The following is a 22,675-nucleotide window of genomic DNA, read 5'->3' as shown; positions in this document are numbered from 1 at the left end:
AATTACAGGCGGCGCGGCATCTGAATGTGTCGCGCCGCCGCACCTGAGAACCCAGAAGGAGTTACGAATGTTGACGCCCCGCCGCCTCTTGTCCGCTGGTCTGACCGCATGTCTGGCGCTTGTCGCGCTGCCGGTCCTTGGCGAAGAGGCCCCGTCGCCCGATGATCCCAAATTTGCCGCCTCTTACGAACAGGATGGGCTGTATTTCACCGCTGATGATATTCCCACCTTTAACGTGGCCGAGGATGGCACGGTGGACTGGCAGACGTTTTCAGGGTTTCGCCGCTATCATGCGGAATGCCATGTCTGCCACGGGCCGGATGGTGAGGGCTCGACCTATGCCCCCGCGCTAAAGGAGTCGGCGGTGGCGATGGATTACTACGACTTTTACGGCGTCGTGGCTGAGGGACGCCAAAAGGTGAACGCCTCGGAGAATTCGGTGATGCCGTCCTTTGGCACCAACCCCAATGTGATGTGCTATCTGGATGACATTTACGTCTACCTCAAGGCCCGCGGTCTGGGGGTGGTCGAGCGTGGTCGTCCGGCCAAGAAAGAGGCGAAATCAGAGGGTATACAGGCGGCAGAAGATGCGTGCATGGGCTAAGGCGCTTGGTTTGGCTGTCGCGCTTTTGCCCGGAGTGGCTGGGGCGCAGATGGCAGAGCTGGTTTCGCAATCGGCATTTCGGGTCTGTGCCGATCCGGCCAATGATCCGATGTCGACCGAAGCCGGGACCGGGTTTGAGAACCGCATTGCAGATCTGCTTGCTGCGGAATTGGAGCGGCCGGTTGAATATAGCTGGTTTCCGATGGCGACGGGTTTCGTGCGCCGGACCTTGGGCGAAAAGCGCTGTGATGTGATCATCGGGTTCGCGCAGGGGCATGAGTTGGTGCAGAACACCAATCACTACATGACTTCGGTCTATACGCTCATCCTGCCAAAAACGGGGGAGTTGTCGGATGTGGTGACGCTGGCCGATCCACGCCTCAAGGGTAAGGTGCTGGGCATCGTTGCGGGCAGCCCGCCGGGCACGCATATGGCGCGCAACGGGCTGATGGCCAAGGCGCGGGCCTATCCGCTGTTTGTGGATCGGCGGGTGCAGTCGCCTGCGAGTGATATGTTGCGCGATCTAGAGGCCGGAGAGATTGCCGCAGCCGTGCTCTGGGGCCCCATCGGCGGGCCGTTGGTCAAGCGCGAGCATCCCGATTTGCAGGTCGTGCCGCTGTTGCACGAGGTGGGTGCGCCCAAGATGTTCTACAGGATCACAATGGGTGTACGGCTGGGCGAGGATCAGTGGAAGCGGGAATTGAATTCGCTGATCCGGCGCAATCAGGCGGAAATTGATGCGATTTTGAATGACGCAGGCGTGCCGCTGCTCAATGACATGGGCACAGAGGCCAAGGTGCTCTCGCAATGATCCGGGCAGGTCTGGCCGTGCTGCTGCTGCTGGCCGGACCGCTCGCGGCGCAGGGGGTGGCAGAGCCGGAGTATTATCGCGGAGAGCCCTATCGCGCGCCGGTTCCCGAGACCTTGACGGGCGCGGTGGTGGTCGATGCCACGGCTGCGCATGTGCTGTGGCAGAGGGGCGAGGTGGCGTTTGTGGATGTGCTGCCGCGCGCGCCCAAGCCTGTAAACCTGCCTGCCGGCACGATCTGGCGCGACAAGCCTCGGCTATCGATCCCGGGGTCGGTGTGGTTGCCCAACACCGGCTATGAGCGGATTGCCCCCGAGACAGAGGCGTATTTGCAGGACGGTCTGGCAGAGGTGACGGCCGGGGATAGCGGCCATCCTGTGCTGTTTTTTTGCCTCGAGGACTGCTGGATGTCCTGGAACGTGGCCAAGCGGGCGCTGGAGATGGGATATACCGAGGTTTACTGGTTTCCAGAGGGCACGGATGGCTGGGCGTTTGAAGACTATCCGCTAGAAAAGATCGACGCGAGACCGGGGGAGCCGGGGACGTAGGGCGAAGCCGACGTTGATGGCTGTTGCCCCGCGCGGCTCAGCCCCTAGCTCTGCCTACACCTTTCCCCCTCAATACGCCGCAAGGCTGGTGCGGGCGCTGGTCGTCGTGCCGTCGGTATCCCGCAGGGTGACATTTGCTGTCGTGGTGCCTGTCGGAATCGAAACACGCAGGCGCGGATTTTCCGAAAGGGAAATGCTACCAGTCATTGTCAGATAGGGGGCGTTGTCGAGGTTGATTTCCAGCTCATCCACCACGCGCAGGGGCGTGAAAAGCAGGGAGATTTGATCCATCGCCAGACCCGAATGGCTGGGGTGGCTGATATCGACATCAAGCGCGTGGACCTTGCCTGAGAGCGCGGCAAGGCGAGTGTTCACGCTCTTGCTGGGGGCTGTGAGGTCAGGCAAGAACGCCAATTCCATCTCTCCCAAGTTGGCCAGAGCCGCGACCGGATCGGTGCCCGGCGGTGCAGCACAGGCACCTTGACCAGAGGTTTTAAGGAATGCCTCGGCCATGTGCCGCTCGCCCGCATCGGTGAGCGCCACAAGGTGCAATGGGGTTTGACCATTGAGGCGGGTGGTGAGGCTGAAGGCGAATTCGGCCTGTGGCGCGGCAAGATGGAATTCGGCGGCCACGGGGGCGGGGTTCTCGTCGATCACCAGCGTCACAGTCGTGATCTTCTGTCCCGGCGGGGCGACGATGTGCCCACCCAACACAGTGCGCGCATCGTCTGTGGCGCGATACGGCGCGTCGAGCGAGACATGCGCGCTCTGCACCACGAGGGGCGCATCGCCATAGAGGGCGGATTGAATGTCAGGCCAAGTGGACTGCGCCAGAGCCGGGCCAGAGAGCATCGCAGCCGCAAGGGCCAAGGCCAAACGTGTCATGTCATCCCTCCACAAACATATGGGTCTTGAAGATATAGCGCATGCCGCGCAGCCAGGAATCGTCAGTATTGGAGCGGATGTCGACCGCGCGGGCGCGCACCACCTCGCCGCTGGGCACAGCGCGCAGCACAAGGTTCATCGACAGGATCAGGTTCGAAACCTTCTGCACCTCGCCCACCAGCACGTAATCGGCATCCAGCCGTGCCGCGAGGCGGGTTTCGCAGCCGTAGCAATCGGCGGGGTTGGTGACGGTGGCAAGATCGGTGGTGATCGGGTCCAAATCTAGCATTGCAAAGCCGGTTTCGGCAAAACGGGTCTGAACATAGTCCTGAACCAGCGCGAGGCGCGCGGTTTCATCGGCGCGCACCGGGTTGTATGCGCCCTCGGTCGAGGTGTCGATGAAGGTGATCCCGAGAAAGGCCACAGAGGCGCCATCGCGCAACGGCACGAGCCCCTGCGCCGTCGCGGCGGAAGCCGACAGAAATCCGGCCAAAAGCCAGAGGAAAAGCGCCCGTGTCATGCGGGCATGTTATGCCGGGTCCGGGCGGTGCGCTATGCGACTTTGGGCGGAGGTCACAACACGGGAGATCCCCGGGTCTGGCCCGGGGATGACGCCCATGGGAGGGGCGCTTTAGACGCCCACCTCGATCATCGCCTTGGCCAAAATGGGCACGGTGCGGGCGTTAAGCCCGGCGATGTTGATGCGGCTGTCGCCAATCATGTAGATCGCGTGCTCTGCGCGCAGGCGTTCGACCTGTTCGGGGGTCGCACCAAGGCGCGAGAACATACCGCGATGCTGCGCGACAAAGCCAAACCGGTCCGAGCCAGAGAGGCGCTGCAACTCTGCCGCCAGCGTTTCGCGCAGCTTGAGCATACCAAGGCGCACGTCTTCAAGCTCTGACTGCCAATCGGCGCGCAGGGCGGGATCGGTCAGCACCATCGTCACCAGCCGTGCGCCGTGATCGGGCGGGAAGGAATAGTTTTGACGATTGAGATAGGCGAGGTTGCCTTGGGTGACTTTTTGCAGGCTCTTGTCCTGTGCGACGGCCATCAGAATGCCCGTGCGCTCGCGGTAGATGCCAAAATTCTTGGAGCAGCTGGCGGCGATCAGCATCTCGGGGCAGTTTTCCGCCACGAATCGCACAGCGGCGGCGTCCGCCTCAAGCCCGTCGCCAAAGCCCTGATAGGCGATGTCGATCATCGGCAGCGCGCCGCGCGCGTTGAGCAGATCCACCACCGCCCGCCATTCGGTCATGTTGAGATTGGCACCCGTGGGATTGTGGCAGCAGCCGTGCAAAAGCACCACATCCCCTGCGCGCAACCCGTCCAGATCCGCCATCATGCCGGTGAAATCGACGCCGACGGTTTCGGGGTCGAAGTAGCGATACATCACCACCTCGATTCCCATATGGGCAAGGATGCTCAGATGGTTGGGCCATGTCGGATCAGAGACAAAGACGCGCCCCCCGGGGTTGGCCATCTTGACCAGATCAAACGCCTGCCGCACGGCACCGGTGCCGCCCGGCGTCGCAATCGCCGACACCTGATCGCGCGCAACCGCATCGCCCAGAACGAGCGCGATCATCGCATCGGCAAAGGCTGGCTCACCGGCAAGGGCGGTATAGGCCTTGGTGGTCTCTGCCTCCCAGAGCTGTTTTTCCGCAGCCTTGACCGCGCGCATGACCGGGGTCACGCCCTCGGGGGTTTTGTAGACACCGACGCCAAGGTCGATCTTGGTCTCGCGCGGGTCTTCGCGGAACGCCTGACCAAGGGCCAGAATCTTGTCAGCGGGTTTTTCTTTCAAGGCGTCAAACATCAAACTTCTCCAGTGGCGACGGGCAGGGTGGGGAAGGCGCCCCATTCGGTCCAGGACCCGTCATAAAGCGCATGGTCGGTCTTGCCGATCCGTTCCAGCGCCAGATTGATAATCGCGGCGGTTACACCAGAGCCGCAGGAGGTGATGACCGGCTTGGTCATATCCATCCCGGTGGCGGCAAAGACGGCGCGCAGGGCATCTGCGTCTTTCATGGTCATGTCGGCGTTCAAGAGGTCCGTATAGGGAACATTCTTGGAGCCGGGGATGTGGCCTGCGCGCAGACCGGCGCGGGGCTCTGGCGCTTCGCCACGAAAGCGGGCGGCAGAGCGGGCATCAAGGATTTCGTAATCCCCGAGTTTGGCGGCTGCCGCGACTTGGGTCACGTCCTTGACCATCTGGTTCTGGCGGCGCACGGTCATGTGGCGATCGCGGATGATGGGGGGCATGTCCTCGATGGCGCGGCCCTCGGCCTGCCATTTCGGGAAACCGCCATCCAGAACGGCGATATTGTCCTGTCCCATCAGCCGGAAAAGCCACCAGACGCGGGCCGCAGAAAATAGCCCCTTGGCGTCATAGACCACCACCTGATGCCCGTCACCCACGCCCATGGCGCGCAGTTTGGACATGAATTTTTCAACCGGCGGGGCCATATGCGGGAGTTCCGAGCGCGCATCGCTGATGTCGTCGATGTCAAAGAACCGCGCGCCGGGAATATGCGCCGCCTCATATTCCGCGCGTCCACTGCGCCCTTCGGCGGCCATGAACATGGTGCCGTCAAGAATGCGCAGGTCGGGGTCCTTGAGATGGGCCGCCAGCCAATCGGTGGAAACAAGCGTTTTCGGATCGTCCATGGCGATTTGCCCCCCGGTTCAAACGCTTTCTGCCTACAGTCTGAAGGGAAAAAGGGCAAGACTATGCAGCGCCGGTGTGGTTATCGGCGCAAGAGGCGGGCGATAGCGCGAAGTGCCCATAGGGTGACGATGCCACCGGTGGCGGTGACGGCAACAAGCCGGATCAGATAGGCCGTGTCACTGCCTGTGGCCGGGGCATGGCTCAGGAGATATGCGCCAGCCGCCCCGCCAATCGCGCCCATGCCCGCCTGCAAAAGCCAGCCCAGACGCGGCGAGAGCCCAAGGCCTGCGGCGATCATTGCCGCCGTTGCCCCAGCCAGAAGCGCGATCAGCAATTCCATCCAGCGCTCCCTCGGCCTAGCCGTGATCCTTGAGCAGGCGCTGTTTTTGCCGGGCCCAGTCGCGCTTGGCCTCGGTTTCGCGCTTGTCGTGGTTCTTTTTGCCCTTTGCGATGCCGATCTTGAGCTTGGCCATGCCGCGATGGTTGAAATAGAGCACGAGCGGCACAAGGGTCATGCCTTTGCGTTGGGTCTCGCTCCAGAGGCGGGACAGTTCCTTTTTGGACACAAGCAATTTGCGCCGCCGCTTTTCGTCATGGCCAAAGGTCTTGGCCTGCTCGTAGGGGGCGATATAGGAGTTGACCAGCCAAAGCTCGCCGTTTTCCACCATGGCGTAGCTCTCGGCGATATTGGCGCTGTTGACGCGCAGGGATTTCACCTCGGAGCCGCCAAGGATTATGCCGCATTCGAGATCGTCCTCGATGGCATAGTCGTAGCGCGCACGCCGGTTCTCGGCGATTACCTTGTAGTTGGGATTTTCCTTTGCCTTGGCCATTCCGCCTACCTAATGGCGCGCGCGGGCACTGTCCAGCGGGGGCGAAATCATTCCGCTGCGCGGCGCAGGCTGGCCATGAGAAGATGGAATTTCTCGCCCTGAATGGCGACATGGCCGCGCAGCACCGTGGCGGCGCGCTCGGCCTCTCCGGCGCGCAGTGCGGTGACCACGGCCTCGTGTTCGGCCATCGATTGCGCCATGCGCCCACGCAGGCGCAATTGCATCCGGCGAAACGGTTTCAGGCGGCGGTGCAGGCGCAGCGCCTCTTGTTCCAGAAACCCGTTGCCTGCGTGGCGATAGATCATGTGATGAAACCGCTCATTCTCGCGGTAGTAGCTATCTGCGTCGTCGGCGGCGATCGCTTCGGTGCAGCGGGCATTGGCGGTATCAAGATCGGCGAGCGCTGATTCCGAGATGCGATGCGCGGCAAGGCGGCCACAGACGCCCTCGATCTCGGCCATGGTTTCAAACATTTCCATCAGTTCGACAAGGCCGGGCTGGCGGATGAAAACCCCCCTACGCGGGATTTGCACGGCAAGGCCTGAGGCGACAAGCCGTTGCAATGCCTCACGAATCGGGGTGCGCGAGACATTGAATTGACGTGCAAGGCGGATTTCATCCAGCCGATCCCCATCGCTGAAATCGCCGGTAAAGACCAGTTCTTCCAACGTGTCAGCGATCATGTCTGCGCGGCGTATCTCCATAAAAAAATCCTAGCGAGGGCAGGGTTTGTGCGCAAGTGGGAAACTCTTGTATACAAAAATCTTGACTCTGAATTCAAAACACCAAACACTCTCCGACACGGTCCGGGCCACACGTTCGGGCAGAATGGGAGGAAGATATGAACAAGATGACTTTCACGGCGGCGGCGGCTGCCGGGATGATGCTGCTGAGCAGCGCAGCTTTTGCCACCGAACTGCGCCTGTCGCATCAGTGGTCGAACAATGACGTGCGCCACAAGGTTGCACAGATTGTAGCCGATGAAGTGGCGGCTGCCGGTGTCGATCTCGACATCAAGATCTTTGGCTCTGAGTCGCTCTTCAAGGCGCGCGAGCAGTATACGCCGCTGAGCCGGGGTCAGCTTGATATGACCGTGCTGCCGCTCAGCTATGCGGGGGGACAACAGCCCGCTTACAACCTCACGCTGATGCCGGGTCTGGTCAAGAACCACGATCACGCCGCGCGTCTGTCCGACAGCCCCTTCATGGAGGCCGTAGAGGCCAAGATGGCCGAAGATGACGTGATGGTTCTGGTGCATGGCTATCTGGCTGGCGGCTTTGCGAGCACGGGCAAGTGCATCACCAAGCCCGAGGATGTTGCGGGCATGCAGACCCGCGCGGCTGGCAAGGCATTCGAGCAGATGCTGGCGGGTGCGGGCGCGTCGATCGCGTCGATGGCCTCTTCCGAGATCTACAATGCGATGCAAACCGGCGTTCTGGATGCGGTCAACACCTCGTCCTCGTCTTTTGTGTCATTCCGCATCTATGAGCAGGTGAAATGCTACACGCCTGCGGGGGATGTGGCGCTGTGGTTCATGTATCAGCCGCTCTTGATGAACAAATCCACCTTTGACGGTCTGAGTGCCGAACAGCAGGCGGCGCTGATGGCGGCGGCGGAAAAGGCCGAAGCCTTCTATCTTGAAGAGGCCAAGAAAGAAGATGCCGCGTCGGTGCAGGTGTTCAAGGATGCCGGTGTCGAGATTGCGTCGATGACCGAAGAGGATTTCGCCGCGTGGCGGGCTCTGGCGGCTGAAACGTCCTATAAGGAATTCGTTGCCAGCGTGGCCGATGGGCAGGCGCTGCTTGATATGGCGTTCGCGGTCGAGTGATCCGCTCAGGCTGCCGCGCCTGATCTGCGCGGCAGCCAACTTCCTACTCCCCCCTGACATGAGGTAGACCATGGCCGGCCATGCATCGGGTGCGATTGCGCGCACCGGACAAAATCCTTTTCTGCGCGCGGTTGCCGCGCTCTCGACCCTGGCGGGGTGGATCTCGGCGGCGATGATCGTCGCGTCGGTGTTCATCACCTGTCAGATGATCTGGGTGCGCTTTGTGTTGAACGGCACGACGGTCTGGCAGACCGAGGCCGTGATCTATCTGATGATCGCCGCCACGCTTTTAGGCCTGTCTTATGTGCAGCGCCTGCGTGGGCATGTGAACGTGGACCTGATCCCACTTGCGGTGCCGCGCCGGGCGCGCAAGGGGCTGGCGGTCGTGACGCTCAGCCTTTCCATCGTGATCGTCGCGGTCATGCTTTGGTATGGCTATGAATTCTGGCACGTCGCGTGGGCGCGTGGTTGGACATCAGATACCGTCTGGGGGATTGACCTGTGGATTCCCTATCTCGCCATTCCAGTGGGGCTTGGCCTCTTTTTGTTGCAACTGGTCGCCGATCTTGTGGCGCTGCTCTTGAATATTGATGCGCCCTTTGGGCTGGAGGACGTCTGATGGATCCGCTTTTGCTTGGCCTGATCGTTGCGATTGCAACCATCGTGGTTCTGTTCTCCGGCGTGTCGGTGGCGCTGGGATTGCTGATTGTCTCGGGCGGCTTCCTGATCGTGTTCGACGGGATGCGTTCGCTTGAATTGCTGCCGGAAATCTTCTTTGGCAAGCTCAACAACTTTGCCCTTCTGTCGATCCCGATGTTCATCATCATGGGGGCCTCGATTGCATCGACCCGAGCCGGGGCTGACCTCTATGAGGCGCTGGAGCGGTGGCTGACGCGGGTGCCCGGCGGTCTCGTGATCTCGAACCTTGGGGCTTGCGCACTGTTCTCGGCGATGTCGGGATCAAGCCCCGCAACCTGCGCCGCCATCGGCAAGATGGGGATCCCCGAGATGCGCAAGCGGGGCTATCCCGATGCGGTCGCTGCGGGCTCTATTGCGGCGGGCGGCACGCTGGGCATTCTGATCCCGCCCTCGGTCACGATGATCGTCTATGGCATCGCCACCGAAACCTCGATTGGACGGCTGTTTCTGGCTGGCGTCATTCCGGGCCTGCTGCTGGTGGGTCTTTTCATGGCATGGTCGCTTTATTCGACTTGGCGGTCGGGGGATATGAACCTGCTGACCGGGCGCAGCTATAGCTGGCGCGAGCGGATTGAGATCTTGCCGCGTGTGCTGCCGTTTCTCTTTATCATCCTCGGCGTGCTCTATGCCATGTATGGGGGCATTGCCACGCCGTCCGAGACGGCGGCGGTGGGCGCGCTCTTGTGCCTCGTGATCGCTATGGTGATCTATAAACTGTGGTCACCTGTGGCTCTTTGGGTGGTGCTGCGTGACAGCACGCGAGAGAGCGTGATGATCCTCTTCATCATCGGGGCGGCTGGCGTGTTTTCCTATATGCTGTCGTCGCTTTTCATCACGCAATCCATCGCCGAATGGATCGGCACGCTGGATGTGAACCGTTGGGTGCTGATGGGGGCGGTCAATGTGTTCCTGTTGGTCGCGGGCTTCTTCCTTCCGCCGGTTGCGGTGATCTTGATGGCGGCACCGATCCTGTTGCCCATCATAACGACAGCGGGGTTCGATCCGATCTGGTTTGCGGTTATTCTGACAATCAACATGGAAATCGGCCTGATTTCGCCGCCTGTTGGCCTGAACCTCTATGTGATCAATTCCATCGCACCTGACATCAAGCTCAAGACGATCCTCGTCGGCTCTTTGCCCTATGTTGGGTGTATGGTGCTGGCGATTGTTCTCTTGTGCCTCTTTCCGGGGTTGGCCACGTGGTTGCCTGATCTGGTCATGGGGACGATGCGATGAGCGTTCTGGCCGATCTGCTGGCGACGGTGTTTGAGCGGCGCTATCGCGGCGCATCCGAACCGGATCACAAGAACCGCAGCATTGAGGATCTCTGCCGGGATCTGCTGGGCAGTTCCGGCGAAGTGTCGGGCATGGCGCTGGCGCGGCTGATCCTTGATCGCTACGCCGGGATGGCCGATGCTGAAAAGCTGGAGTTCTTTCGGTTCCTGACCGAAGGCATGGGCGTTGATCCCGAGAGTGTGCGCAATGCGCTGGATGCGTTCGAGGCGGGGCCGGATCGGGACAGTTATCGCGGTTTCATGGATGCAGCAGAGCCACCTCGGCAAGAGCTGGCGCGCCGCCTCAATCAGGTGCCGGGGGCCACGGCGCAGCTTGTGGCGATGCGGGCCGATCTCTTGCGGTTGGCGCGAGATAACCCGGCGCTGGCCGTGGTTGATCTGGACCTCAAGCATCTGTTCTCTTCTTGGTTCAATCGCGGCTTTCTGGTGCTGCGCCCGATCAATTGGTCCTCGCCCGCCGATGTGCTGGAAAAGATCATCGCCTATGAGGCGGTGCATGCCATTGACAGTTGGGATGATCTGCGTCGGCGGCTGGCCCCCAAAGATCGCCGCTGTTTCGGGTTTTTCCACCCCGCCATGCCCGACGAACCGCTGATTTTCGTCGAAGTGGCGCTGAGCCGGGGGATTCCAGGGGCGATCCACGACGTTCTGTCCGAAGAGCGGGCCGTAATTGGCGCGCATGAGGCGGATACGGCGGTGTTTTATTCGATTTCCAACTGTCAGTCGGGGTTGGCGGGAATCTCCTTTGGCAATTCGCTGATCAAGCAGGTGGTGGCAGACCTGTCGCAGGAATTGCCGGGACTTAAGACCTTTGTCACCTTGTCGCCGATACCGGGGTTGACCCGCTGGCTAAGCGAGACCCGCGCAATGCTGCCCGAAGAGGCCGAGACGCGCCGCGCAGTGACGGCCCATTATCTGCTCAAGGCCAAGCGCCCCGACGGTGGCCCCTATGATCCGGTCGCGCGGTTTCATCTGGGCAACGGGGCCTCGGTGCATGCCGTTCATGCGGGGGCGGACCTGTCGCCCAATGGGCAAAAGCAATCGGGCGGCGTGATGGTGAATTACCTTTACGACCGGGCACAGATTTCGCAGAACCATGAACGATTTGCCGGGGCGGGTGTGATTGCCGCCTCTGCCGAGGTGACGGCGCTGGCCGCTATCGCCGCAAAGAAGACCGAGTGAAGGACAAGAGCCATGGCCAATCCCCTCTATGATAATCTGTTCGGGCGTCATGCCGGGCAAACTGCGCCTTTCCTGCATTTGGCGAATGGCGCGGTGGTCAGTTATGATGCATTCCTGCGGATGACGGCGCGCTATGCCCATGCGTTGCGCGGTGCCGGATTGGTGCCCGGCGACCGGTTGGCGGCGCAGGTCGAGAAATCGCCGGAGGCGCTTGCGGTCTATGCTGCCTGCGTGCAGGCGGGCATCGTGTTCTTGCCGCTCAACACGGGCTATACCGGCGATGAACTGGGCTATTTCGTGGGTGATAGCGGGGCCAAGGTCTTGTTGTGCGACGGGGCCAAGGCCGGGGCGTTGCAGGGGGTTGCGGATCGTGCCGGGGCGGTGCTGATGACGCTCAATGGCGATGGCACGGGCACATTGCCGGAGGCGGCAGAGGGCCTGAACGAGAGTTTCGAGACCGCCCCGCGCGAGCCGGATGATCTGGCGGCATTTCTTTATACCTCGGGCACTACCGGTCGTTCCAAGGGTGCGATGCTGACACAGCGCAATCTGCTGTCCAATGCCGAGGTGCTGGTGGACTATTGGCGGTTCAGTTCTGACGACGTGCTCTTGCACGCGCTGCCGATTTTTCACACCCATGGCCTGTTTGTGGCGACCAACATTATCCTCTTGGCGGGAGGGTCGATGATATTCTTGCCGAAGTTCGATCAGGATCAGGTGATTGCGCAACTGCCGCGCGCGACCTCGATGATGGGCGTGCCCACATTCTACACGCGCCTTCTGGATGATCCGCGTTTCACAAGCGCGCTGGTCGCGCATATGCGGCTCTTTACCTCTGGCTCTGCGCCTCTTTTGGCGGAAACCCATGTGGCCTTTGAAGAGCGCACGGGGCATCGCATCCTTGAGCGCTATGGTATGACCGAGACCAATATGAACACCTCGAACCCTTATGAAGGGGCGCGGCGGGCGGGCACGGTGGGCTTTCCGCTGCCCGGCGTTGAGTTGAAAATCACCGATCCACAGACGGGGGCAGAGGTGCCGCACGGCGAGATTGGCATCATCGAGGTGCGCGGGCCGAATGTCTTTGCGGGCTATTGGAACATGCCCGAGAAGACCGCCGAGGAACTGCGCGCCGATGGTTTCTTTATCACGGGCGATCTGGGGATGATCGACGATCAGGGATATGTGCAGATCGTCGGGCGCAACAAGGATCTGATCATTTCAGGCGGCTACAACATTTACCCTAAAGAGATCGAGTTGTTGCTGGATGACCAGCCCGGCGTGCTGGAAAGCGCCGTGGTGGGGGTTCCGCATCCGGATTTCGGCGAAACGGTGGTGGGCTTTTTGGTGCCGCAAAAAGGGGCTGTGGTGGATATTGACGCGATTGCCGGGGCGGCGGCCAAGAGCCTTGCGCGCTTCAAGCATCCTCGCAAGCTGATCGTGCTGGAGGAGTTGCCGCGCAACACCATGGGCAAGGTGCAGAAAAACATACTTAGGGCAGAGTATGCGGGGCTTTTTGCGCCGGCGTGATATATGCGGATTTTACGAAAGATGGCCCGGATGCTGAGTGCACCGGGCCTTTTTGTTGCCATTCTTTGGCCTGTGCGACCAAAGTATGAATTTCTATAAACATCTGAAATATATATAAAATAACTTGATTTACTTGCATGTTTCCGCGGGTTTGGGCGGAATGCGGCGAAAACACCTTACAAACCTGCCGCTTTTGCTAGGATACCCGTATGTGGCGATCCCGCCACCGCCAATCCCTTGACGGAGATCGCGCATGTTCCGCCTTGCCTTGCTTGTTTTTGCGGGCCTGATGGCTCTTTCACCGCCCGTCCAAGCACAGGAGGTGCGTGCCGTTGTGCTGCGGGTGGATTATCCTGCGCTTTTGCCGGTGTCGCGGCTTGATCTGCGGCCCGAGGATCTGGGGTTTGCCGGTGGGCAGTTGGCGACCGAAGACAATCAGACCACAGGCCGGTTTATGGGCCAGACCTATGTGACCGATGTGGTGGCCGCCACGCCCGAGACTGCCTTGGCCGAGTTCGAGCGCTTGCAAGGCGAGGGGCTGCGGTTCTTTGCGGTGCAGGCGCGGGCCGGGGAATTGCTGGCGATGTCAGAGGCCGCAGCACCGGATACGCTGATTTTCAACACGCTGGCACCAGATACCGGGCTGCGCAGCGCCAAATGCCGGGGCAATATCCTGCATGTCGCGCCGTCGCGGCAAATGCAGAGCGATGCGGTGGCGCAGTTCCTGATCTGGAAAAAGTGGCCGCGCTGGGCGCTCATTCATGGCTCGCACCCCGAGGATATTGCGCTGGCCGAGGCCTACCGCGCCTCTGCCGCCAAGTTTGGGGCCAAGATTGTGGATGAGCGGGAGTTTACCGATACCGGCGGCGCGCGGCGCACCGATACCGGGCATGTGCAGGTGCAGCGGCAATTGCCCGTCTTTACCCAAGACCTGAAAGAACACGACGTCATCATTGCTGCCGATGAAACCGATGTTTTCGCCACCTATCTGCCGTTTCACACTTGGCGGCCCTCGCCCATCGTCGGCTCTGCGGGGCTGCGCCCTTTGGCGTGGCATCCGGCGTTGGAGGCTTGGGGAGGCACGCAATTCCAGCACCGATTCGAAGAATTGACGGGCCGCTATATGCGCCCAGAGGATTACACAGCTTGGCTTGCGCTGCGGGTGCTGGGAGAGGCGGTGACGCGTACCCAGAGTGCCGATCCGGCCGCGATCCGGGCCTATGCGCTGAGCGAGAATTTTGAACTGGCGGCGTTCAAGGGGCAAAAGCTGACCTTTCGGGCGTGGAATGGCCAATTGCGCCAGCCGATATTGCTGGCCGATGGGCGGATCACGCTGAGCGTGTCGCCGCAGGACGGGTTCCTGCATCAACGCTCGCTTTTGGATGCGCTGGGGCTGGATCAGCCCGAGAGCGCCTGCACTGCCTTTGCCCAATAGGAGAGACGTCCATGCACCATTTGGCCCTTGCGACCGCGTTTGCCGCCCTGATGACCAGCCCTGCCTTGGCGGGCAAGGTATTTGTCAGCAATGAACGTGGCAACACGATCACCGTTGTGGACAGCGAGACATGGGAGGTGATTACCGAATTCGCTGCCGGCAACCGCCCGCGCGGCATCACGGCCAGCCCCGATGGCAAGCATCTTTATGTCTGTGCATCGGATGACAATGTGGTGCGGGTGTTTGATACCGAAACCTATCAGGAATTACACACGCTACCCTCGGGGCCTGACCCGGAATTGTTCGTGCTGCACCCGTCGGGCAACCCGCTTTATATCGCCAATGAGGATGACAATCTGGTCACGGTGACGGATGTGAACACCCATACCATCCTCGCCGAAGTGCCGGTGGGGGTAGAGCCAGAGGGCATGGGGATTTCGCCCGATGGCAAATACGTGGTCAATACCTCCGAGACCACGAATATGGCGCATTTCATCGACACGACGACGTTTGAGATCGTGCAGAACACGCTGGTCGATCAGCGCCCGCGTTTCGCGCAATACACGGCGGATGGCAAATACCTGTTCGTGAGCGCCGAGATTGGCGGCACGGTGAGTGTGATCAATCCGGAAGGGGGCGGGATTGTGCACAAGATCACCTTTGAAGTGCCGGGCATCGCCCCGGAACTTTTGCAGCCGGTGGGGGTGCGCGTCACCTCGGATGGCAAGAAAATCTTTGTGGCGCTGGGGCCGTCAAATCGGGTGGCGCTGGTCAATGGCGAGACCTTCGAGGTCGAGAAATACCTTCTGGTGGGCCAGCGCGTCTGGCAGTTGGCCTTCGATGCCGAGGAGAAATACCTCTACACCACCAACGGCAATTCCAACGATATCTCGATTATTGATGTCGCGGCAGAAGAGGTCGTGAAATCGGTGCAGGTGGGGCAACAGCCCTGGGGCGTCGTGGTCGTATCTGATTGATCCAAGAGGAGAGAGGGAACACTGATGAAACATATGCTGACTGCCGCTGCGCTGGCCCTTCTGGCGATGCCCGCCAATGCCGCGCCACTGTGCGATGATCTGGGCTTTGCCGGGCTATTGGCGAAATGCAACCGGGGGGACGAGATCAAGGTCACGCTGGCCTCGGGGCAGCCTCTGGGCGAGGGGCCGATCACCCTGCAATCGGGGGCCTATTACGAGATGGAGATCACCGCCGATGGCAGCGCGGAATTGGCGCTGACCGGGCCGGAATTCTTTCGGGCGATCTGGATGGATGAGATCGTCATCAACGAGATCGAAATCAGGCCAATGGCGATCGACAGTTTCGAGTTTGACGATGCAGGCACGGCGGAGTTTTCCTTTATCGCGATCAAGCCGGGTCGGTATCACATGCTTATCCCCGGCACGAGCGGCGACAGCCAGCGGCTTGAGTTCATCATTCAATAAGGTCGCGCCCCGGTCTATGCTTGCGGGAGGACAAGGCAGGTACGCGGCATGACGGGGCTAAGGATTGACGGGCTGGGATTTTCCTACGGGGCCAAGCGGGCCTTGGAAAACGTGAGCTTTGAGGTAGAGCAGGGCGCGTTCTGTGCCCTGCTTGGCCCGAATGGCGCCGGGAAATCGACGCTCTTTGCGCTGCTCACACGGCTTTTCACGACGCGCGAGGGGCGGATCAGCGTTGCGGGGCATGATATTGCCAGCAACCCCCGGCAAGCGCTGGCGCGGATCGGGGTGGTGTTTCAACAACAGACGCTGGATCTGGATCTGAGCGTCCGGCGCAACCTGCGTTATTTCGCGGCACTGCATGGGCTGGCGGGGCGCGCCGCAGAGATGCGGATCGAGGCGGCGCTTGAGCGGATGGCAATGCGTGAGCGCGCGGATGAGTTGGCGCGTGATCTCAATGGCGGGCACCGCAGGCGCACCGAAATTGCCCGCGCGCTGGTGCATCAACCCGCTGTTTTGCTTCTCGATGAGCCGACCGTGGGACTGGATGCCGAAGCACGGCGGGCGATTACCACCCATGTACACGACCTCTGTGCCGGTGATGGGCTGACCGCCCTTTGGGCCACACATCTGACCGACGAGGTTTGGCCCGAGGATCGGCTGGTGATCCTGCACCGGGGCTGCGTGCTGGCCGATGGCATCACCCGCGAGATTGCCGGACAAGAGGGGCTGACCGAGCGCTTTCTGAGCCTGACAGGGGCACCCGCATGAGGCCGCTTTTGATCGCGCTGGCGGCGATTGTCACGCGCGAGGCGCTGCGCTTTGCGCGGCAACGCTCGCGGTTTGTGTCGGCCTTGGTGCGGCCATTGGTGTGGCTGGTGGTCTTTGCCGCCGGGTTTCGCGCGGCGCTGGGCCTGTCGATCATTCCGCCCTATCAGACCTATATCACCTATGAGACCTACATCGTGCCGGGGCTGTGCGGCATGATCCTTTTGTTCAACGGCATGCAATCCTCGCTCAGTCTGGTCTATGACCGCGAGATGGGGTCCATGCGGCTGTTGCTGACCAGCCCTTTGCCGCGCTGGTGGCTTTTGTTCGCCAAGATCCTTGCAGGGACTGCTGTTTCGGTGCTGCAATGCTATGCGTTCCTGGGCATTGCGGCGGCGATGGGGATCAAGATGCCGGTGATGGGCTATTTCTACGTTCTGCCTGCGCTGATCCTTGGGGGGGTGATGCTCGGCGCGCTTGGCGTCGCGCTCTCGTCCTTTATCAGCCAGATGGAAAATTTTGCCGGCGTGATGAATTTCGTGATCTTTCCCACGTTTTTCATGTCTACCGCGCTCTATCCGCTGTGGCGGATGGCAGAGAGTTCGATGCTCTTGCGCGATATCTGTGCGGTCAATCCGTTCAGTCACGCGGTCGAGTTGATCCGCTTTGCGCTCTATGGGCAGTTCAACGGTATGGCGCTTTTGTGGACGGCGCTGGCAAGTCTTGTGTTTCTTGCTCTGGCGCTCTGGGGCTATGATCCGGGGCGTGGGCTGATGCAGCGGCGGGGCTGAGGGCCTCAGACCTTGGTGTGAGTAGGCCGATCAAGCGGCCTTTGCTAGGATGATCGAATGACACCGAAAACGGCGCATATCCCCGGAACCCGTCCCGCCCCTGCGGGACCGGGGCGTTTTACCACGGCCCTTATCGTCGATGATCATCCGCTGTTTTGCGATGCGCTGTCCATGACGCTCAAATCGGTGGCGGGGATTGGCCGGATTGATACCGCCGAAAGTTTGGATCAGGCACTGGCCATGGTGGCCGAGAACGGGCCGCCAGACATTATCGTGCTCGATCTCAACCTGCCGGATGTCAGCGGGCTGGACGGTTTGGCGCGGCTGCGCGCGGTGGCGGGCGAGACGCCAATCGTGGTCGTCTCTTCGATGTCCGAGAGCCGCATGGTGTGTTCCGTGATCCACGCAGGGGCGGCGGGCTTTGTGCCCAAACACAGTCAAAGACCGGTGTTCCGTGCCGCGTTCGAGGCGATTGCGGCGGGTGAGATTTTCCTGCCTGAAGGGGTCGTTTTGACCAAAACACAAGAGCAGCCAGTCAATGACCGCGACGAGGCGGTAGAGCGTCTGGCGCATCTGACACGGCAGCAGGCGCGTATCCTGCAATTGATCTGCGAAGGGCGGCTGAACAAGCAGATCGCCTATGAGTTGTCGATTGCCGAAACCACGGTCAAGACGCATGTCACCGCCATCATGCGCAAGCTGGGGGTGCAGACCCGCACCCAAGCGGTGTTGATCGCGCAGATGGCCAGCTTCTCTAACGTCTTGCGCGAGGCAGAGTAAGCGGATTACGCTCTGACTGGGGTGGAGGACCCCATGGGAGGAGCCATGGACAGCAGCCTGTCAGAGCTGATGCTGTGCGATCAAGCTATAGTTGCGCGCGCTGAAGTGCCCCATGATGCCTGTGACCCCATTGGCGCGCTGCGTCGGGCCATGGGCGATGTGCGGCTGGCACTGGTTCTGTTCTTTGTCACCCCAAAGGCGGATTTTGAGGCGCTGATGGTCGAGGCCGCGCGCGTCTTTGTCGATAGTCGCTGTGTTGGCTGCACCACTGCGGGTGAGATCGGGATGAGCGGCTATGCCGAGGGTAGCATTGTGGCCGTTGGCTTTGCTGCGGATCATTTTCACGCTGTGTTGCAGGTTGTGACGCCCCTGTCGGAACTGGATAGCACGGCCTGCGTTTCCCAGACGGTGCGCGCTCGGGCGTGGCTGGCCACGCAGGCGGGGCAAAGCCTGCCCAATGAGTTTGCCTTTCTTGCTGTCGATGGCTTGTCGCTCAAGGAGGATGAGCTTGTTGCCGCGATTGCGGCTGGGCTGGGGCCGATGCCGCTGTTTGGCGGGTCGGCGGCGGATGGTGAGCGGTTTGCGCAAACGCTGATTTCCTGTGACGGGGTGACGTTGCGCAATGCGGCCGTGGTCTGTCTCATGCGCACCGATTGCCCGGTGCGGGTATTTCGCCTTGATCATTTTCAGCCCACGGATCGGCGTATGGTGGTGACGGATGCCGATCCCGCGCGCCGCATCGTGCATCAGATCAACGCCGAGGTGGCGGCGCAGGAATATGCCCGCATCCTTGGCTGCCGGATTGACGAGCTGACGCCCTCGACCTTTGCGGAAAATCCGGTGGTGGTGCGGATCGGCGGGCAGCATCATGTGCGCGCCATTCAGTGCGCTGAGGCCAATGGCGATTTGCAATTCTTTTCCGCGATTGACGAAGGGCTGGTTCTGACCCTCGCACAATCACAGGATATGGCGGCGCATCTGGAGCATGAGCTGGCAGGGCTGGGCGCCGAGACGCCGCCGCTGGCGGTGCTGGCCTGCGATTGCATCCTGCGCCGAACCGAAGTGCAGCAGCGCCAGATCGGGCCTGAGATTTCACGGATTCTGGCCGCGCATCGGGTGGTGGGGTTTTCCACCTATGGCGAGCAGATCAACGGGCTGCATGTCAACCAAACCATGACCGGGGTGGCGATTTATCCCCCCATCGGGCGCTGACCCATGTCGGCGGCGTTGATCGACAATTCTGACCCGCTGGACCGGCAGAATGGCAAGTTGCTCAAGATCATTGAGGTGCTGATGCGCCGGGTCGAGCAGGTGACGGATGACGGCGGTGCGGCCTATGCACATTTCGAGCGGGCGGTCATTCTTGAGGATCAGATCAGCGAACGCACCCGTGATCTGGAACACGCGCTCGATCTGCTCAACGACTCCAACGCGCAATTGGCGCAGGCCATTCGCGAGGCCGAGCGGGCACGCTCGGACCTTGCCAATGCCATCGAGACGATTCAGGAGGGTTTTGCTCTTTTCGACAGCGACGGGCGGCTGGTGCTGCACAACAGCCGTTTTGGCATGTATATGCCCGATCTTGTGGCCGAATTGCGCCCCGGACTGGAGTTTGCCGATTACGTGCGCCACGCCAGCCAAAGCCGGTTTCTGGAACTGCCTGATATGCAGAGCCGTGGCGATTGGGCGGCGCGGCGGATGCAGTTGCATCAGGAAAAACATGTGATGTTCAACCTCAACCTGACCGGCGATTGCTGGGTTCAGGTGAGTGAGCATCGCACCCGCGACGGGCAAACGGTGATCCTGCAAACCGATATCACCGATATCATCCGGCTCGAGCGGCGCGAGCGTGGCAAACTGCTGGATGATCAGGCGCAGTTGATCCGGGCTACGTTGGAACACATTGATCAAGGCGTGTGCATCTTTGATCGCAGCGGGCAATTGCGCGGCTGGAATCAGAATGCGGGCAGCATGTTGTCGATTCCCATTTCGCGGTTTCGGGTGGGGATTGAATTCGATGTGATCCTGCGGCGCATCGGCAGCGATTTCGAGATTGAAGGTGGGCTGAGCGCACATGATATCGCGGTCTGGGTCGGCGCACAGGACCGGCGCGCGCCGTTGAGATTCTACATGCGCTCGGGCACGCATAAGACGCTGGATGTTTTTGCCCGGCAGATGCCCGACCGGGGCTTTGTCATCAGTTTTTCGGATGTAACCGCCGAGCGGGCGGCCGCGCGCGCCCTGGCGCATGCGAATGAACGGCTAGAGCAGCGGGTGCGCGACCGCACGCTGGAGTTGGAGGATGCCTTGGCCAAGGCCGAGCGCGCCAATGCCTCTAAATCGCGGTTCGTCGCGGCGGCGAGCCATGATTTGCGCCAGCCGCTTTCGGCGGCGCGGCTCTATCTTGCGTCGCTGCAAGAGGAATTGGCCAGTGCCGATCACCGGGTGTTGATGGACAAGGCGCAGCGGGCGCTGACAAGTGTTGAAGACATCATTGACGCGCTGCTGGATATATCACGGCTGGAATCCGGGCATGTCGAAGTCGATGTGACCCACGTGCCGCTCCGTCGGATCACGGATCAATTGATCGACGAATTCGCACCGATTGCCGCGATCAAGGGTTTGGACCTGCGCTATGTTCCCTGCGGTGCCATGGTCGAGAGCGATGCAAGTTATCTGCGGCGGGTGTTGCAGAATCTGATCGCCAATGCCATTCGCTACACACCTTCGGGCAAGGTGCTGGTGGGGGCGCGGCGGCAGGGGCGCAATCTGCGTCTGGAAGTACGCGACACGGGGCCGGGTATCGCCCCCGCCGATCAGGACCGCATTTTTCAGGAATTTCATCGGCTGGATGCACATGTCAGCGCTGCCGAGGGGATGGGCCTTGGGCTGGCTATCGTGGACCGGGCCTGCGCACTTTTGGGGCATCCGTTGGAATTGCGCTCTGATCTGGGGTGTGGGGCCTGTTTCAGCGTGACGGTGCCGCTTGTCTCTGTGGCGCGGAGCGGGCCGGAAATCCGGGGCGTGGGCGGCGCCCGGGCAAGAGCCTCGCTCGAGGGGCGGATCGTGCTTTTGATCGAGAATGATCCCGATTTGCGCCACGCCCTGACCCTGCTTTTGCGCGGTTGGGGGGCAGATGTGGTGGAGGCGGGTAATCTCTTGGAAGCATTGACGCAACTGGCGGATTTAGGGCTGAGCCCTGATGCGATGTTGGTGGATTATGAATTGGACGAGGGCGTGCGCGGGCCCGAGGTGATCGCGCGGATCATCGCGCGCCACGGGGTTATTCCGGCGCGGATCATCACCGGGCATCTTGTGGCGGAAATGCACGCGCATTGCCGCGCGGCGGGGCTGGAGGTATTGCCAAAACCGATTGATCCCGCAGAGCTTGAGGTTTTTCTGAAGGCGGCAGTGGGATAAGACGCGTGGTGCCTTAGCCGATAAAGCGGCGGGCCACCGCGCCTGCCATATAGCTGATCCGCCCCTCAGCCATGGTTGCCACCACGCGGCGTGTATCGGCCGCGAGGATAACAAGATCGGCGCGTTGGCCGGGGCGGAGCGTGCCGCGATCCGACAGCCCCAAAAGCCGCGCCGGACCAGAGGATATCAGCCCCCAAGCGGTCGCCAGATCACAGACCCCGCCATCCGCCAAAAGAAAGGCCGCGCGCCTGATCGAGGGGTAATGGTAATCAGAAGCCAGCGCATCCACGAGACCCATGGCCACCAGATCAACCGCGCTGACATTGCCCTTGTGTGATCCCCCGCGCACCAAATTGGGCGCGCCCATGATGACGGCATCACCGCCCGCGCGCGCCTCTTCTGCGGCTTCGAGCGTTTCGGGGAATTCGGCGATGGTCATACCGCGCGCGCGCGCCTGCCTACGGCCTTCGGCGGTGGCATCGTCATGACTGCCCAGCCGCACGCCGCGCGCGGCCAAACCTGTGGAAAGGCGGTCCAGTGCGGGGCCGACCTCGGGTAGTCGCGCGTGCAGGTCTTGGATGTATTCGAGATGCTTTTCGGGATTGCGCCCGATGCGCAGCGCTTGCCCGGTCAGACCTTGCGGTTTTTTGCCCGCCGCAAGTGCCTTGTGCGGCAGGTGGTCGTTGAACACGACATAGCCGATGCCGTGGCGTGCGACCATGTCTTCGACAGCGGGGTAGTCATCGAGCAGCGACATTTCAAAGCGCAATTGTGCGTGCAGATCGGTTTCGACATGCTCGCGCACCGCAGTCAGGGCCGCAAAGACCTGATCGGCGAATTCCGGCCCGCGCATGCCGCCTTCCCAGCTATAGAACTGCGCCAGAACAGCGGTGGTGATGCCATTGGCGGCCAGTTCCGCCTCGGTTGCGATCATGCCTTGGGCGAGATCCTTCATCGCGCCGCGCCGGGGGGCCAGATGCCGCTCGAACCCATCACCATGAATATCGACGATGCCGGGCAGGATCATATAGCCGTCCAGATCAACCGCGCGGCCCGATGGCGCGTCGGCAATCCGCCCGTTGCTCAGCGAGAGGTCGCAGGCAGTCAGCCCCTCGGCTGTCAGCACCTGTGCCCCGCGCAATGTGATCTCAAGCGTTGTCAT

Annotated in this window: 24 protein-coding genes; 16 read left to right on the top strand and 8 right to left on the bottom strand. The window is 61.3% G+C overall.

The genetic code is table 11. The annotated features are described in order from the left end of the window. Positions 1-67 precede the first annotated feature (67 nt). Genes ROSMUCSMR3_RS07255 through ROSMUCSMR3_RS07245 form a run of 3 tightly spaced genes read left to right on the top strand, consistent with a single transcriptional unit; the run spans position 68 to position 1,960 of the window. Positions 68-604, top strand: coding sequence for a c-type cytochrome, methanol metabolism-related (locus tag ROSMUCSMR3_RS07255; RefSeq protein WP_008281633.1), 537 nt, complete (start codon positions 68-70; stop codon positions 602-604). Further along, positions 588-1,415 carry a substrate-binding domain-containing protein gene (locus ROSMUCSMR3_RS07250; RefSeq protein WP_037298020.1) on the top strand — a complete coding sequence of 276 codons (828 nt, stop codon included), beginning with the start codon at positions 588-590 and terminating at the stop codon, positions 1,413-1,415. Before ROSMUCSMR3_RS07255 ends, ROSMUCSMR3_RS07250 begins: the two co-directional genes overlap by 17 nt. After that, on the top strand, positions 1,412-1,960 hold the full coding sequence (locus ROSMUCSMR3_RS07245) for a PQQ-dependent catabolism-associated CXXCW motif protein (RefSeq protein WP_081506892.1): 549 nt from the start codon (positions 1,412-1,414) through the stop codon (positions 1,958-1,960). Before ROSMUCSMR3_RS07250 ends, ROSMUCSMR3_RS07245 begins: the two co-directional genes overlap by 4 nt. Positions 1,961-2,029: 69 nt before the next feature. Here the strand turns inward: ROSMUCSMR3_RS07245 and ROSMUCSMR3_RS07240 are convergent, their stop codons facing one another. From ROSMUCSMR3_RS07240 to ROSMUCSMR3_RS07210, 7 genes are all read right to left on the bottom strand, one after another. After that, positions 2,030-2,845 carry a quinoprotein dehydrogenase-associated SoxYZ-like carrier gene (locus tag ROSMUCSMR3_RS07240; protein WP_081506891.1) on the bottom strand — a complete coding sequence of 272 codons (816 nt, stop codon included), beginning with the start codon at positions 2,843-2,845 and terminating at the stop codon, positions 2,030-2,032. A gap of 1 nt (position 2,846) precedes the next feature. After that, on the bottom strand, positions 2,847-3,365 hold the full coding sequence (locus ROSMUCSMR3_RS07235; protein WP_081506890.1) for a DUF3280 domain-containing protein: 519 nt from the start codon (positions 3,363-3,365) through the stop codon (positions 2,847-2,849). 111 nt (positions 3,366-3,476) lie between these two features. After that, a complete protein-coding gene (locus ROSMUCSMR3_RS07230; protein ID WP_081506889.1) occupies positions 3,477-4,661 on the bottom strand; it encodes an aromatic amino acid transaminase in 1,185 nt (394 codons plus the stop codon). Then, positions 4,661-5,512, bottom strand: coding sequence for a 3-mercaptopyruvate sulfurtransferase (gene sseA, locus ROSMUCSMR3_RS07225; RefSeq protein WP_008281639.1), 852 nt, complete (start codon positions 5,510-5,512; stop codon positions 4,661-4,663). The genes ROSMUCSMR3_RS07230 and sseA overlap by 1 nt, the downstream gene beginning before the upstream one ends. 80 nt (positions 5,513-5,592) lie before the next feature. Beyond that, entirely contained in the window at positions 5,593-5,853 is a 261-nt protein-coding gene (locus ROSMUCSMR3_RS07220; protein WP_081506888.1) for an SsrA-binding protein, read from the bottom strand. A 16-nt stretch (positions 5,854-5,869) separates the two neighbouring features. Continuing rightward, a complete protein-coding gene (smpB, locus tag ROSMUCSMR3_RS07215) occupies positions 5,870-6,346 on the bottom strand; it encodes an SsrA-binding protein SmpB (RefSeq protein WP_008281641.1) in 477 nt (158 codons plus the stop codon). Between the two features lie 47 nt (positions 6,347-6,393). Further along, positions 6,394-7,050, bottom strand: coding sequence for a GntR family transcriptional regulator (locus ROSMUCSMR3_RS07210; RefSeq protein ID WP_008281642.1), 657 nt, complete (start codon positions 7,048-7,050; stop codon positions 6,394-6,396). 137 nt (positions 7,051-7,187) lie between these two features. Between ROSMUCSMR3_RS07210 and dctP the strand changes: the two genes are divergently transcribed. The 13 genes from dctP (at position 7,188) to ROSMUCSMR3_RS07145 (ending at position 21,513) form a co-directional block, all read left to right on the top strand. After that, on the top strand, positions 7,188-8,174 hold the full coding sequence (dctP, locus tag ROSMUCSMR3_RS07205) for a TRAP transporter substrate-binding protein DctP (protein WP_081506887.1): 987 nt from the start codon (positions 7,188-7,190) through the stop codon (positions 8,172-8,174). Between the two features lie 70 nt (positions 8,175-8,244). Continuing rightward, entirely contained in the window at positions 8,245-8,793 is a 549-nt protein-coding gene (locus ROSMUCSMR3_RS07200) for a TRAP transporter small permease (protein ID WP_008281644.1), read from the top strand. Further along, positions 8,793-10,109 carry a TRAP transporter large permease gene (locus ROSMUCSMR3_RS07195; RefSeq protein ID WP_008281645.1) on the top strand — a complete coding sequence of 439 codons (1,317 nt, stop codon included), beginning with the start codon at positions 8,793-8,795 and terminating at the stop codon, positions 10,107-10,109. The genes ROSMUCSMR3_RS07200 and ROSMUCSMR3_RS07195 overlap by 1 nt, the downstream gene beginning before the upstream one ends. Continuing rightward, complete coding sequence (locus ROSMUCSMR3_RS07190) at positions 10,106-11,350, top strand: malonyl-CoA decarboxylase (RefSeq protein ID WP_081506886.1); 1,245 nt, start codon at positions 10,106-10,108, stop codon at positions 11,348-11,350. Before ROSMUCSMR3_RS07195 ends, ROSMUCSMR3_RS07190 begins: the two co-directional genes overlap by 4 nt. Positions 11,351-11,362: 12 nt before the next feature. Then, positions 11,363-12,880, top strand: coding sequence for a malonate--CoA ligase (locus ROSMUCSMR3_RS07185; RefSeq protein ID WP_081506885.1), 1,518 nt, complete (start codon positions 11,363-11,365; stop codon positions 12,878-12,880). Between the two features lie 253 nt (positions 12,881-13,133). After that, positions 13,134-14,315, top strand: coding sequence for an ABC transporter substrate-binding protein (locus ROSMUCSMR3_RS07180; protein ID WP_081506884.1), 1,182 nt, complete (start codon positions 13,134-13,136; stop codon positions 14,313-14,315). An 11-nt stretch (positions 14,316-14,326) separates the two neighbouring features. Further along, positions 14,327-15,292 carry a YVTN family beta-propeller repeat protein gene (locus ROSMUCSMR3_RS07175; protein WP_081506883.1) on the top strand — a complete coding sequence of 322 codons (966 nt, stop codon included), beginning with the start codon at positions 14,327-14,329 and terminating at the stop codon, positions 15,290-15,292. Positions 15,293-15,316: 24 nt separating this feature from the next. Next, entirely contained in the window at positions 15,317-15,757 is a 441-nt protein-coding gene (locus ROSMUCSMR3_RS07170; RefSeq protein WP_008281651.1) for a hypothetical protein, read from the top strand. 48 nt (positions 15,758-15,805) lie between these two features. Next, positions 15,806-16,525, top strand: coding sequence for an ABC transporter ATP-binding protein (locus ROSMUCSMR3_RS07165; protein ID WP_081506882.1), 720 nt, complete (start codon positions 15,806-15,808; stop codon positions 16,523-16,525). Continuing rightward, complete coding sequence (locus tag ROSMUCSMR3_RS07160; RefSeq protein ID WP_008281653.1) at positions 16,522-17,313, top strand: ABC transporter permease; 792 nt, start codon at positions 16,522-16,524, stop codon at positions 17,311-17,313. Before ROSMUCSMR3_RS07165 ends, ROSMUCSMR3_RS07160 begins: the two co-directional genes overlap by 4 nt. Positions 17,314-17,370: 57 nt before the next feature. Continuing rightward, complete coding sequence (locus ROSMUCSMR3_RS07155) at positions 17,371-18,093, top strand: response regulator (RefSeq protein WP_008281654.1); 723 nt, start codon at positions 17,371-17,373, stop codon at positions 18,091-18,093. 33 nt (positions 18,094-18,126) lie between these two features. Further along, positions 18,127-19,305, top strand: coding sequence for an FIST N-terminal domain-containing protein (locus ROSMUCSMR3_RS07150; RefSeq protein WP_237183548.1), 1,179 nt, complete (start codon positions 18,127-18,129; stop codon positions 19,303-19,305). A 3-nt stretch (positions 19,306-19,308) separates the two neighbouring features. Then, the gene (locus ROSMUCSMR3_RS07145) at positions 19,309-21,513 is read left to right on the top strand and encodes a PAS-domain containing protein (protein WP_081506880.1); all 2,205 of its coding nucleotides are present in this window, start codon (positions 19,309-19,311) and stop codon (positions 21,511-21,513) included. 13 nt (positions 21,514-21,526) lie between these two features. On the opposite strand, the gene ROSMUCSMR3_RS07140 is transcribed toward ROSMUCSMR3_RS07145, so the two are convergent. Then, positions 21,527-22,675 carry an alpha-D-ribose 1-methylphosphonate 5-triphosphate diphosphatase gene (locus ROSMUCSMR3_RS07140; RefSeq protein WP_198385591.1) on the bottom strand — a complete coding sequence of 383 codons (1,149 nt, stop codon included), beginning with the start codon at positions 22,673-22,675 and terminating at the stop codon, positions 21,527-21,529.

The sequence above is a fragment of the Roseovarius mucosus genome (assembly GCF_002080415.1).
Taxonomy (GTDB): domain Bacteria; phylum Pseudomonadota; class Alphaproteobacteria; order Rhodobacterales; family Rhodobacteraceae; genus Roseovarius; species Roseovarius mucosus_A.
This window is presented reverse-complemented; position numbering and strand designations above follow the sequence as displayed.